The following is a 14293-nucleotide window of genomic DNA, read 5'->3' as shown; positions in this document are numbered from 1 at the left end:
CGGGGCAGGCGGATTTCGGCGTCGGCACCCCCATCGCCGGCCGCCACCACCGCAAGGTCGAGCCGCTGATCGGCTTCTTCGCCGACACCCTGGTGCTGCGCACCCCGGTGGAGGGGGACGAGTCCGTCTCGGCCCTGCTGGGCCGGGCGCGGCGGACGGTGCTGGAAGCCTTCGACCACCAGGATCTTCCCTTCACCGCTTTGGTTGAAGCGCTGAAACCCAGCCGCCGGCTCGACACCGCGCCGCTGTTCCAGGTGATGCTGGCGGTGGAGGACGAGGCCCCCTTCGCCCTGACCCTGCCAGGCCTGACGGTGGAGCCGGTCGCCTGGGACTCGCCCTTTGCCAAATACGACCTGACCCTGACGGTGCAGCCCTCGTCCGGCGGCGTCGCCGGCAGCCTGGAATACAACACCGACCTGTTCCACCCCGACAGCGCCGCGCGCCTGGGCCGCTGGTTCGGCACGCTGCTGGCGGCGGTCCTGGCCGACCCGGAGCAGCCGGTCGCCGCCATCGATTTGCGCGACGCCGCCGAGCGCGCCCGCCCGCCCGGCCTTGCCGGCGCGGTGCATCCCCGCCCCATAGGCGTCGGCCTGCACGACCTGATCGCCGAGCAGGCGCGGCGGACCCCGGCGGCGCCCGCCCTGTCCTACGGCGACGCCACGCTCAGCCACGGTGCGGTGGAGGCCGCCGCCAACCGGCTGGCCCATCACCTGATCGCGCGCGGCCTGAAGCCCGGCGGGCTGGTCGGGGTGCACCGCCGCCGCGCGCTGGATCTGCCGGTGATCCTGCTGGCGATCCTCAAGGCCGGCGGCGCCTATGTCCCGCTCAACCCCGCCCACCCGGCCGAGCGCATCGCGGCGGTGCTGCGCGCCGCCAAGCCGGCGCTGGTCGTCGCCGGCCCCGGCTTCCCCGTGGCGGACGCGTCCGTCGTCCTCGTCGATCCCGACGCCGAGGCGGACGCCGTCGCCGGCCGTCCCGGCACCCCGCCGGACCTGCCCTCGGACGGCGACCGGCTGGCCTACGTCATGTTCACCTCCGGCTCGACCGGCACGCCCAAGGGCGTCGCGGTGCCGCACCGGGCCATCGTCAACCACCAGCTCTGGTTCCGGCGCGTCTTCGGCCTGTCCTCCGGCGACGCGCTGGTGCAGATGACCTCCTTCGACTTCGACGCCTCGGTCATCGAGATGTTCGCGCCGCTGCTGTGCGGCGGCCGGCTGGTCATCGCCCCGCCCGGCGGCGAGAAGGACCCCGCCCAACTGCGCGACCTGATCCGCGCCGGGGGGATCACGCTGTTCCAGGCCGTCCCGGCGCTGTTGCAGGTGATGGTGGAGGAGGGGTTGCTGGCCGGCTGCCCGACGCTGCGGGTGGTGTGCTCGGGTGGCGAGGCGCTGGCGACCGCGCTCCAGGACCGGCTGATGGCCCAGGTGGCGCCGGCCCGCGTCTTCAACCTGTACGGCCCGACCGAGACCTGCATCGACGCCGCCTTCCACGAAGGACGGCCGGGGCTGCGCCAAGCGACGGTCCCCATCGGCCGTCCGGTGGACAATCTGCGGGCCTATGCGCTGGACGGGGATTTGCGGCCGGTGCCCGACGGCATGCCGGGCGAACTCTTCCTGGCCGGCGGGAGCCTCGCCGCCGGCTACCTGAACGAGCCGGCCCTGACCGAAGCCGCCTTCTTGCCCGACCCCTTCGCGGGCGGCGATGCCCGGATGTACCGCACCGGCGACCGCGTGCGGCTGGGGCCGGAGGGGCTGGAGTTCCTCGGCCGGCTCGACCGGCAGGTCAAGCTGCGCGGCTTCCGCATCGAGACCGCCGAGATCGAGGCGGCGCTGAACGCCGCCCCTTCGGTGCGGGAGAGCGCGGTGGTCGGCGTCCGCCGACCCGGCGACACCGAACACCGGCTGGTCGCCTTCGTCGCCGGGGCGGGGGCGGAGGGGAATGCCCTGCGCGCGGCGCTGAAACGGACGCTGCCCGACTACATGGTGCCGGCCCATTTCGTCGCGCTGGACGCCCTGCCCCTGGCCTCCAGCGGCAAGATCGACCGCCGCCGGCTGGAGGCGATGGCGGAAACCGCCTTGGCCGACGCCCGCGCGCCCACCGACCGCATCCCGCCGCGCACCGACGATGAGCGGGCGCTGGCGGCGATCTGGCGCGAGGTGCTGAAGACCGACGCCCTCGGCGTCCACGACAATTTCTTCGACCTGGGCGGGCACTCGCTGATGGCGGTGCAGGTGGTGGCGCGCATCCGCGCCCGCTGGCCGGTGGCGCTGTCGGTGCGCCACGTCTTCGAGGCCCCGACCATCGTGGAGCTGGCCGCCGAACTGGCGCTGCTGACGGAACAGGACGGCGCGGCCGCCGCCCGCCCGCCGCTGGTCGCGCTGCCCCGCAAGCTGGAGGCGGACGGCGCGGCGCTGATGCCGGTGTCCTATTCCCAGCGCTCGCTGTGGTTCCTCGACCGGCTGGAGGGCGGCGGACGGGCCTACACCACCGTCGGGGCCTTCGTGCTGACCGGCGCGCTGGAGGTGCCGGCCCTGGTCCGCGCGCTCGACGCCCTGATGGCCCGGCACGAGGCGCTGCGCACCGGCTTCGTGCTGCGCGACGAGGAGCCGTGGCAGCGCATCTTGCCGCCTTTGCCGCTGCCCTTCTCCCGGACATCGGCGGCCGGTGCGGACGACGACGCGGCCCTGGCCGAACTGGCCCTGGCCGAGGCCGCCCGCCCCATCGACCTGTCCCGCGAACCGCCCCTGCGCTTCGCCCTGATCGAGTTGGCGCGGGGCCGCCATCTCGGCGTGCTGACGTGGCACCACATCGCCTCGGACGGCTGGTCGCTGGGCGTGTTCGTCCGCGAGATTTGCGCCCTCTACGCCGCCGCCGTCACCGGGCGGGACGCGGCTCTGCCGCCCTTGCCGCTGCAATACGGCGACTACGCCGACTGGCAGGGGCGCTGGCTGTCCAGCCCCGGCTTCGCGGCGCAGCTCGACTATTGGAAGCGGCAGTTGGGGGACGCGCCGCCGCACCTGAACCTCTGCACCGACCGGCCGCGCCCACACCGCCAGAGCTTCCACGGCGCGACCCTGCGCTTCCGGGTGGAGCCCGCGCTGACCCGCAAACTGCTGGCGGTCGGACAGGCGGCGCAGGCCAGCCTGTTCATGACCCTGCTGGCGGTGTTCATGGTGCTGCTGCACCGCCACTCCCGCCAGGACGACGTGCTGGTCGGCACCCCCGTCGCCAACCGCCCCGCCGCCGAGTTGGAGGGGCTGATCGGCTTCTTCACCAACACGCTGGTGCTGCGCGGCCGCATGGCGGGGAATCCGCGTTTCGCCGATTTCCTCGACGCGGTGCGGCGGACGGCGCTGGACGCCTTCGCCAACCCCGACGTGCCCTTCGAGAAGCTGGTGGACGCCCTCGACCCGCCGCGCAGCCTGTCCCACGCGCCGCTGTTCCAGGCGATGTTCAACCTCCAGAACACGCCGGTGGAGCCGGTCGATCTGCCGGGGTTGACGCTGGCGCCGCTGGAGATCGACACCCGCACCGCCAAGTTCGACCTGCTGCTCTCCCTGATCGAGACCGACGGCGGGCTGGAGGGCCATTGGGAATACAGCAGCGACCTGTTCGACCCGCAGACCGCGCAACGCATGGCCGACCACTACGTCGCCCTGCTGCGCGCGGTGGCCGAGGAGCCGGACCGCCGCCTGCGGGAACTGCCGCTGTTCCCCGAGGCCGAGCGCGACCGCCTGCTGGCAGCCTGCCGGGGACCGGCGCGGACACCCGGCGGCGACGGCACGCTGCACCGCCTGTTCGAGGAGACCGCCGCCCGCACCCCCGACGCCGTGGCGGTGGAGTTCGACGGCCGAAGCCTGACCTACGACCGGTTGAACCGCTGGAGCAACGCGCTGGCCCGCAGGCTGATCGCGCTCGGCGTGACGCCCGACGACGCGGTGGGGATCCGGCTGGAGCGCTCGCTGGAGATGGTCGCGGCGGTGCTGGGGATTCTGAAGGCCGGCGGTGCTTACGCCCCGCTCGACCCCGCCTTGCCGGCGGCGCGGCTGGCCTTCATCGTCGAGAACGCCGGGCTGGCGCTGGTGGTCGGCGGCGCTCCGGACGGCAATGCTCCCGATGGCGGTCTGCCGCACGGCGCGCAGGCGGTGCCGGTCGGGCCGGTGGAGGACGGCGGCGACAACCCCGCCCCTGCACTGGCGCCCGAACATCTGGCCTACGTGCTGCACACCTCCGGCTCGACCGGCCAGCCCAAGGGGGTGCTGATGCCCCACCGGGCGCTGGTCAACCTGATCCGCTGGCAGGTGGCGGAGCCGGGCTTCGCGCCGGGGCTGCGCACCTTGCAGTTCACCACGCTGGGCTTCGACGTGGCCTGCCAGGAGATGTTCGCCACCTGGGCGTCGGGCGGCACGCTGGTGCTGATGGACGAGGCGCTGCGCCGCGACGTGCCCAGCATGATCGCGCGCGCCGCCGAATGGGGCATCCAGCGGATCTTCCTGCCCTTCACCGCCTTGCAGCAGATGGCCGAGGCCTGGCCGCTGGCCTCCGCCCGCCCGGCGGATTTGCGCGAACTGATCACGGCCGGCGAGCGGCTGAAGGTGACGCCGGCCCTGCGGCGGATGTTCCGCGCCCTTCCCGGCGCCCGGCTGGTCAACCAGTACGGCCCGACCGAGACCCACGTCGCCACCGCCCTGGCTCTGCCCGCGAACCCGGATTCCTGGCCGGAGCTGCCGCGCATCGGCCGCCCCGTCGCCAACACCGCCGTTTACATCCTGGACGAGGAGGGGCGCCCCCTGCCGCCGGGGGTACCGGGGCAGCTTTGGATCGCCGGCACGGCGGTCGCGCGGGGCTATCTCAACCGGCCCGACCTGACGGACGCCGCCTTCCGGCCCGATCCCTTCGGCGGCGGGATGATGTACGCCACCGGCGACCTTGCCTGCCTGCGCTGGGACGCAGGAAGCGACGCGCCGGAGATCGACTTCCTCGGCCGCATCGACCAGCAGGTGAAGGTGCGCGGCTACCGCATCGAGCCCGAGGAGGTCGAGCGCGCGCTGGTCGCTCAAGCCCGCGCGCGGGAGGCGGCGGTGGTCGCCTGGAGCGACGGCAGCGGGGAGAACCGGCTGGTCGCCTATTACGTCCCCGCCGATCCCGAGGCCGGCGACCCCAGGGTGCTGCGCGACGGGCTGGCGGCGGCGCTGCCCGACTACATGATCCCCACCCTGTGGGTGCCGCTGCCGGCCCTGCCGCAGACCCGCAGCGGCAAGGTGGACCGCAAGGCCCTGCCGCCGCCCGACACCGCCGCCGCGAAGGGCCGGACGGCCATCGCCGCCGCGCCCGGCACCGCGACCGAACGGGTGCTGGCCGGGATCTGGCAAGCGGTGCTGCAAGGGCCGCCGGTGGGGCTGCACGACAACTTCTTCGACCTCGGCGGCTATTCCTTCCTGCTGCTGAAGGTGCTGGGCGAGATCCGGCGGCGCTTCCCCGAGGCGGGCCACGTCGCCATGGTCAGCCTGTTCGAGCACCCGACCGTCCACTCCCTGGCCCGGCTGATCGATGGGACGTCGGGTGGGACGCTGGGTGGGACGCCGGGTAGGACGCCGGGTGGGACGCCGGGCGCCTCCCCGATCCGCCACCGCGCGGCGGCGCGGCGGACCCTCGCCGATACGCGAGACCAGCGGCGCGACCGCCGCACCGCCCTGCGCCACGGCGGCGCGGCGGACATTCCTGACAGAGAAGAGAGCACGCGATGACCGCTGGCATGACGATTCCGCAGCCGGAACCGACGGAAATCGCCATCGTCGGCATGGCCTGCCGCTTCCCCGGCGCCGCGACGGTCGCCGAATTCTGGCGCAACCTGCGCGACGGGGTGGAGACGATCCGCGACTTCACCGACGAGGAACTGCTGGCGCGCGGCGTCCCGCCGGAGCTGGTCGGCAACCCGTCCTACGTCAAGCGCGGGGTGGTGCTGGACGGGATCGAGACCTTCGACGCCGCCCTGTTCGGCTACAGCCCGCAGGAGGCGGCGCTGCTCGACCCGCAGAACCGGCTGTTCCTGGAATGCGCGTGGGAGGCGCTGGAATCCGCCGGCTACGGCGCGGAGTCCGACACGCGCGACGTGGGCGTCTTCGCCGGGGCGGGGGTGAACACCTATTTCCTCAACAATCTGGCCGGCAACGCCGAGATCCTCGACCGCTTCGGCAGCTTCCAGGTGATGCTGGGCAACGACAAGGACTATCTGGCGACGCTGGTCTCCTACAAGCTGAACCTGACCGGCCCCAGCGTCACGGTGCAGACCGCCTGCTCGACCTCGCTGGTGGCGATCCACATGGCCTGCCAGAGTTTGCTCAACGGCGAATGCGACATGGCGCTGGCGGGCGGCGTCGCCCTCTCCACCCCGCAGGACGGCGGCTATCTCCACCAGGAGGGGATGATCCTGTCCCCCGACGGCCGCTGCCGCCCCTTCGACGCGCAGGCCGCCGGCACGCTGAACGGGGCCGGGGCGGGGGTGGTGCTGCTCCAGCCGCTGGCACAGGCGCTGGCGCAGGGCTCGACCATCCTGGGGATCGTCAAGGGCAGCGCCGTCAACAACGACGGCGCCCGCAAGGTCGGCTACACCGCCCCCGGCCCGGAGGGGCAGGCCCGCGTCATCGCCGAGGCGCTGGACATCGCCGGAATCCACCCCGACCAAGTCGGCTACGTCGAGGCCCACGGCACCGCCACCCCGCTGGGCGACCCGATCGAGTTCACCGCCCTGACCAAGGCGTTCCGCGCCCGCACCGACCGGATCGGCGCCTGCGCGGTGGGCTCGCTCAAGAGCAACATGGGCCACGCCGGAGCCGCCGCCGGGGTGGCCGGAGTCATCAAGGCCGCGCTCTGCCTGGGACACCGGCAGATCCCGCCGACCCTGCATTTCCAGGCGCCGAACCCGGCGCTGGGGTTGGAGGACAGCCCCTTCTTCGTCAACGACCGGCTGATCGACTGGACGGCCGAACCGGGCAGCCGGGTGGCGGCGGTCAGCTCCTTCGGCATCGGCGGCACCAACGCCCATCTGGTGCTGGCGGAGAACCGCTTCGCCGAAACCGCGCCGCCCTCCCCGGGTGAGCGCTGGCGCATCCTGCCCCTGTCGGCCCGCGCGCCGGAGGCGCTGGCGCCGATGGCCGCCAGCCTCTCGGCCTATCTGGGCGCCAGCGCGGTCGATCCGGCCGACGCCGCCCACACGCTCCAGACCGGCCGCAAGGCGTTCGACCACCGCGCCTTCGCTCTCGGCCGCACATCCGAGGAGCTGCGCCGCGCGCTGGACGCCGGCCCCGCCGCGCTCGCCGCGAAGCCGGGGCGCGGGGTCGCCTTCCTGCTGACCGGCCATGGCGGGCAATCGGTGGGCATGACCCGCCGGCTCTGCGAGACCCAACCCGTCTTCCGCGAGGCCCTGCGCGAGCGGGCGGCGGCCCTGGAGGCCCGGACCGGGCTGGACGCGCTGGCGGTGCTTCACCCCGCCCCCGGCCGGGAGGAGTGGGCGGAGGGCCAGTTGCGGCGGATGGACGTCAGCCAGCCCGTCATGTTCATCGTGCAGATGGCGCTGGCCCGGCTCTGGCGGTCCTGGGGCGTCGAGCCGCAGAGCGTGATCGGCCACAGCAGCGGCGAATACGCCGCCGCCTGCCTCGCCGGCATCCTGTCGGAGGAGGACGCGCTGGCGCTGGTGGCGGCGCGCGGCCGGCTGATGGACACGACCGCCCCCGGCGGCATGGTCGCGCTGCGCAACAGCGAAAGCGAGATCCGCCCCTTCCTGAACGACCGGCTGTCGCTGGCGGTGGTCAACGCCCACGACATGTGCGTGGTGTCGGGCCACGAGGACGCGCTCCAGGCGCTCCAGGCGCGGCTGGCCGGCATCGGCGTGGACTCCCGCCGGCTGCACGTGTCGCGGGCGGCGCATTCCTGCACCATGGACTCCATCCTGCCGGCCTTCGCCGAGGCCGCCGCCGCCGTGACCTTCCACCCGCCGCGCCTGCCCTACGTCTCCGGGATGACGGGGGAGCGGGTGGACGCGACGGTGGTGTCGCGGCCCGAGTACTGGGTGCGGCATCTCCGCGAGGCCGTGCGGTTTGCCGACGGCATCGGCCGGGTGCTGGAGGATCCCGACGCGCTGCTGCTGGAGATCGGCCCCGGCAACGCGCTCGGCACCTTCGCCAAGGCGCATCCGTCCGCCGATCCGGCCCGGCCGGTGGTGGCCTCGCTCCCTCATCCCCAGCAGGACGCGGAGGAGGAGGACGCCTTTCTCGCCCGCTCGCTGGCGCGGCTGTGGCAGGCCGGCGTCGCCGTCGATTGGGAGGCCCACGGCGCCGGGGAGAAACGGCGCAAGGTGCCGCTGCCGACCTACCCGTTCCAGCGCCGCCGCTGCTGGATCGACCCGCAGGAGCCGACCGCCCTCCCCAGCGCCACCGCCCGCATCCGGCGCAAGACCGACCCGGCCGACTGGTTCCTGGCCCCGGTCTGGCGCCGCAGCCCGCCGCTTTCCGGTCCCAGCGGGACCGGGCCGGAGCACGTCCTGTTGTTCGCCGGCCCCGATGGGTTGGGCGAAGGGCTGGCCGCCCATCTGGAGATCCGGGGCAGCGCCGTCACCCGCGTGCGTCCCGGCGATTCCTACGCGCCGCCGGACGCCGGCATCGCCACGCTGCGCCCCGACAGCCCGGAGGATTACCGGCGCCTGCTGGCCGATCTCGGAACCGTGCCCCGGACGATCCTGCACGCCTGGTCCCTGATCCAACCGGCCGACGCGTTGGACGAGGCGCAAACCGTCATCGAACGGCGGCTGGGCTTCCACAGCCTGTGCCTGCTGGGCAAGGCGCTCGGCGCCGGGGGGGCGGTCCACGACCTCACCGTCCTGACCAGTGGCCTGCACGACGTGACCGGCGACGAGATCCTGTGCCCGGAAAAGAGCCTGATCGCCGGCCCGGCCATGGTGATCCCGCAGGAATACCCCACCCTGCGCACCCACCTGATCGACCTGATCCCCCCCGCCCCCGGCGGCGCGCGCGAAGCGGCGCTGTTCGACCGCATCCACGCGGAGTTGACGGGCGACGGCCGGCCGGCGCGGCTTTCCTTGCGCGGCGCCCACCGCTGGCTGCCCGCGTACACGCCGCAACGGCTCGACACCGCCGGGCCGCAACGCCGGGCGCTGCGGCCGAACGGCGTCTACCTGATCACCGGCGGCCTGGGCGGGCTGGGGCTGGAGATCGCCGGGCATCTGGCGCGCGAGGCCCAGGCCCGGCTGGCGCTGGTCGGGCGCACCGCCTACCCGCCGCGCGCGGAGTGGGAGGGATGGATCGCCGCCCACGGCCCCGACGATCCGACCCGCCGGGTGCTGGAACGGCTGCTCGGCTTCGAGGCGGCGGGGGCGGAACTGCGGCTGTTCGCGGCCGACGCCGGCCGGCTGGATTCGATGGAGGCGGTGTTCGCCGCCCTCGATGCGGAATGGGGCACGCTTCACGGCGTCGTCCACGCCGCCGGCGCCATCGGCGCCACCACCCACCGGACGCTGGACGAGTACGACCCGGCCCAATGCGCCGAGCAGTTCGCGCCCAAGCCGGACGGGGTGCGGGTGCTCGACCGGCTGCTGCGCGGGCGCGACGTGGATTTCTGCGTGCTGATGTCGTCGATGGCCTCGGTGCTGGGGGGCTTGGGCTTCGCGGCCTACGCCGCCGCCAACGCCGCGCTCGACACCGCCGCCCAGCGCGCCGAGCAGCGGATACCCGGCCGCTGGATCGCCATGAACTGGGACAGTTGGCAGGTGCGCGCCGACGACGACGGCCGGGGGCCGGGCCAGTTGCTGCGCGCGCTGGAGATGTCGGCGGCCGAGGGGCTGGACGCCTTCCTGCGGGTGCTGCACCACGCCACCGCCGCGCAGACCCTGGTGACGCGCGGCGATCTCGAACCGCGCCTGCGGCAATGGATCGACCTGCCCCCGCGCGCGGACCTCCCCGCGCCGGACACCCTGCCCGCGCCGGAGACCGGCGACGTCCAAGGCGGCCTCGCCACCGTCTGGCGGGCGCTGCTCGGGCACGAGCGGATCGGGCCGGAGGACAACTTCTTCGACCTCGGCGGCCATTCGCTGCTGGCCACGCAGGTGCTGGCGCAGATCCGCCACCGCTTCGGCGTGTCCCTGCCCATGGGCGCCCTGTTCCGCGCCCCCACTCTGCGCGCGCTGGCCGAAGCCGTGGAAACGGCGATGGCGGCTCCGGCCGAAACCACCGAACGCAGGACGGAGTCCGGCATCCCCCGCCGCCCGGCCGACGAGCCGGCGGTGCTGTCCTGGCCGCAGCAGCAGTTGTGGGTCGTCGACCGGATGCTTCCCGGCACCGCCGCCTACAACGTGCCGCTGGCGCTGCGGCTGACCGGACGGCTGGACCGCGCGGCGCTGGGCCGGGCGCTCGACGAGATCGTCCGCCGCCACGAGGCGCTGCGGACCCGCTTCCCCTCTCAAGGCGCCCGCCCGCATCAGGAGATCGCGCCGCCGGCCCCCGTGCCGCTGCCCGTGGTCTCGCTGCGGCATCTGGACGGCGAGGCCCTGGCCTCGGCCGGAAAGGAACGGCTGGACGCGGAATCCTCGCGCCCCTTCGATCTGGCGGCGGGGCCGCCGCTGCGCGCCTGTCTGCTGGAGACCGGCGCGGAGGAGCATATCTTCCTGATCGTGATGCACCACATCGTCACCGACGGCTGGTCCATCGCCCTGTTCATGAAGGAGCTGGTCGCGCTCTACGAGGCGTTCACGCGGGGCCAGCCCTCGCCGCTGCCCGAACCCGCCGTGCAATACGCCGACTTCGCCCATTGGCAGCGCAACGCCCTGGACGACGGCGCCCTGGCCGGCCAGTTGGCGTATTGGCGGGAGCGGCTGGACGGGTTGCCGGAGCGCCACGGGCTGCTGGGGGACTTCCCCCCACCCGAGCCCCGTACCTTCGCCTCCGCCACCGTGACGCTGCCGCTGGGCGGCGATCTGGCCCGGCGGGTCCGCGCCTTCGCCCAAGGGGAGGGTGCGACGCCCTTCATGGTCCTGCTGGCGGCCTTCCACGCGCTGCTGTTCCGCCACACCGGAATCGACGACCAGGCGGTCGCCGTCAGCGTCGCCAACCGCACCCGGCACTGGCAGGAGGAGATTTTCGGCTTCTTCGTCAACATTCTGGTGTTGCGGGCGCGGCCCCGGCCGGAGACCGGCTTCCGCGCGCTGGTGGAGGAGGTGCGGCGGACCGCGCTGGAGGCCTACGCCAACCAGGACCTGCCCTTCGCGACGCTGGTGGAGGCGTTGCGGCCCCAGCGGCGCCCCGACCGGCACCCGCTGGCCCAGATCGGCTTCGTGCTGCAGAACCTGCCCTACGACAGCCGCCCGCCGGACGGGCTGGAGATCGCCTTCGTCGAGGCCGGCAAGAACGCCAGCCCCTTCGATCTGGTCTGCTCGATCACCGAGGTCGGCACCGAGGCCGGGGAGGATCTGGTCCTCAGCCTGGAATACGCCACCGACCTGTTCCGCCGCGACAGCGTCGAGCGGATGGCGGTGCACTACCGCACCCTGCTGGACGGCGCGGTCGGCGCCCCCGACACCGCCCTGGCCCGGCTGCCCCTGCTGCCCGCCGGGGAGATGCGGGACATCTTGGAGCGCTGGAGCCGCGACCCGGCCCCCACCCCCGCCGGCCTCGACCCGTTGCCGCCGCCCGAGCCGTCCTGCCAGAGCATCGTGGCGCTGTTCGAGTCCATCGCCGCCGGCCGGCCCGACGCCACCGCCCTCCGCTTCGGCGGGCAGGCCATCGGCTACGCCGCGCTGAAGGCCGACGCCGAGCGGCTCGCCGCGCATCTGGCCGGGCTCGGCCTGCCCAGGGAGGCCCCGGTCTGCGTGGCGCTGCCGCGCGGTCCGGAGCTGGTCGTCGCCTTCCTCGGCATCCTCAAGGCCGGGCTGGCTTACGCCCCGCTGGACCCGGCGGCGCCGCCGGCTCGCCAGCAGGGCATCCTGGAGGACCTGCACCACCCGCCGACCCTGACCGCCGCGCTGGTCGCCGACATCCTGTCCGGGCCGCCGGGTCCGACGCCGGACGTGACGGTGGAGCCGGGAGACCTCGCCTACATCATCCACACCTCCGGATCGACGGGGCGGCCCAAGGGGACGATGCTGACCCATGGCGGGCTGCTGGCCCTGGCGCTGGAACAGCGCCGGCTGCTCGGCGCAGGGCCGGGGGACCGGGTGCTGCAACTGGCCAGCAGCGGCTTCGACGCCTCGGTGTGGGAGTTCGTCATGGCGCTGGGGTCGGGCGCCGAGCTGGTGATGGCGCCGGCCGGGGAGCTGATGCCCGGCCCCGGACTGACCCAGCTTCTCCACGACCGGCGCATCACCCACCTGACCATCACCCCCTCGGCCTTGGCGGCGCTGCCGCCCCGGCGGCTGCCGGATTTGAAGGTTCTGGTCGCCGCCGGGGCCGCCCTGCCCGCCGATCTGGTGCGGCGCTGGGCGGAGGGGCGCGTCTTCATCAACGCCTACGGCCCGACCGAGACCACGGTCTGCGCCACGCTCGGCGTCTGCGACAGCGGCGCAAGCGGCAAGCCGACCATCGGCCGGCCGCTGGAGGGCTGGTCGGTCTTCGTCCTCGACGAACAGGGCAACCCGGTGCCGGACGGGGTCGCGGGGGAACTCCACATCGGCGGCGCCGGTCTGGCGCGCGGCTACTGGGAGCGGCCGGAGCTGACCACGCAGCGCTTCTTCGACCATACGCCGACCGGCGAACGGCTCTACGCCACCGGCGACCGGGTGGTCTTCCGGCGCGGCGACGGCGACGCCCCGGCGGCCATCGCCCCGGCAACCATTGAGTTCCTCGGCCGCCTGGACGAGCAGATCAAGCTGCGCGGCTTCCGCGTCGAGCCGGGCGAGGTGGAAGCCCATCTGCGCCGCCACCCGGCGGTGGCGCAGGCCGCCGTGGTCGGCCATCCGCAACGCGACCCGACCGACCTCGCCGCCTATCTGGTGCCGCGCGACGGCGTGGCGACCGATGGTCTGGCCGCCCGGCTGCGCGGCGATCTGGCGGCGGCGCTGCCGGACTGGATGGTGCCCGGCTTCTTCGTGACGCTGGACTCCCTGCCGCTGACCGCCAGCGGCAAGATCGACCACGGCCGGCTGCCCGACCCGCGCGGCGCCTTCGCCGATTCCGGCTACCGCGCGCCGCGCGCCGGGGTGGAGGCCGACCTCTGCGCCTTGTGGGAGGAGGTGCTGGGCGTCGCCCCCATCGGGGTGGACACCGGCTTCTTCGACGCCGGGGGCACCTCGCTGCGGGCGGTGGAGCTGCTGGCGCGGATCGAGCGGCGCTTCGGCGTCGCCCTGCCCATCGCCCGCCTGTTCCGGCACCCGACGGTCGCGGCGCTCGCCGGCCCGCTGGCGGCGCTGGTGCGGGGCGAAGGCGAGAGGGAGCCTTGGTCCCCCCTGGTCCCACTCGCCGAGGGCGGGGACGGTCGTCCCTGCTTCTGGTTCCCCGGAGCCGGCGGCAGCGTGCTGTCCTTCGCGCCGCTGGCCCGGCGGCTGGGCGACGCGCGTCCGGTCTATGGGCTGCAACCCGCCGGGCTCGACGGCCTCGCCCCGCCCGATCCCGACATGGACGGCATGGCCGCCCGCGCCGTCGCGGCGATCCGGACGGCGCAACCCGCCGGCCCCTACCGGCTCGGCGGGCATTCCTTCGGCGCCAAGCTCGCCTTCGCCGCCGCCCAACATCTGCTGCGCGACGGGGAGGCGGTGGAGTTGCTGACCGTGCTCGACGGCTACGCCCCCGGCCCCAACCCGCTGGCGGAAGCCGGAACACGGGAGGACGGCGTCTGGCTGGCGGCCGTGGTCGAGGAGCTGGCCGCCGCCGCCGGCCGGAGCCTGTCCATCGGGCCGGACCGCTTCGCCGGGCTGGACGCCGAGACCGCGCTGGACCAAGCGCTGGCGCTGCTGCGGGAGAGCCACGTACCCGACATCGGCCGCGCCGCGTTGCGCGGGATGGCGCGCGTCATGCGGAGCTGCGCCGCCATGGACTACGACCCGCCGGACGCCCGGCCGGTCCCGGTGCTGCTGCTGCGGGCGGAGGAGACGCTGAACCGCCCCGACCGCCACCGGCTGCCGGCCGCCCTGGCCGGGGACGATCTGGGATGGGAACGTTACAGCGACGGCCCGCCGACCGTCCGGACGGTGCCGGGCAACCATTTCGCGGTGCTCGACGCATCCTCCGCCCGGATCCTGGAGGAATGCTGGAACGCCCTGGACCTCGAAGGGCTGTGCGTCGCGGAGGGGTGA

At 74.1% G+C, this 14293-nt stretch carries 2 protein-coding genes (1 of these 2 only partly in view); both read left to right on the top strand.

Annotation, left to right across the window (positions count from 1 at the left end; genetic code table 11):
- Window positions 1–5747: the 3' portion of a non-ribosomal peptide synthetase gene (locus tag EJ913_RS15330; protein WP_126999346.1), read on the top strand. The gene continues 4156 nt to the left of window position 1, outside the view; the window shows 5747 of its 9903 coding nt (coding positions 4157–9903); its start codon lies beyond the left edge, outside the window; the stop codon is at window positions 5745–5747.
- Window positions 5744–14293, top strand: a complete 8550-nt coding sequence (locus EJ913_RS15325) for a non-ribosomal peptide synthetase/type I polyketide synthase (protein WP_126999344.1) — start codon at window positions 5744–5746, stop codon at window positions 14291–14293. The genes EJ913_RS15330 and EJ913_RS15325 overlap by 4 nt, the downstream gene beginning before the upstream one ends.

The sequence above is a fragment of the Azospirillum doebereinerae genome, assembly GCF_003989665.1.
Classification (GTDB): Bacteria; Pseudomonadota; Alphaproteobacteria; order Azospirillales; family Azospirillaceae; genus Azospirillum; species Azospirillum doebereinerae.
The sequence above is the reverse complement of the archived record's forward strand: the minus strand, read 5'-3'. Positions and strand labels throughout refer to the sequence as shown.

Coding starts and splice junctions, on each gene's coding strand:
- EJ913_RS15325 (WP_126999344.1), top strand. CDS start 5,744: ATGACCGCTGGCATGACGATTCCGCAGCCGGAACCGACGGAAATCGCC.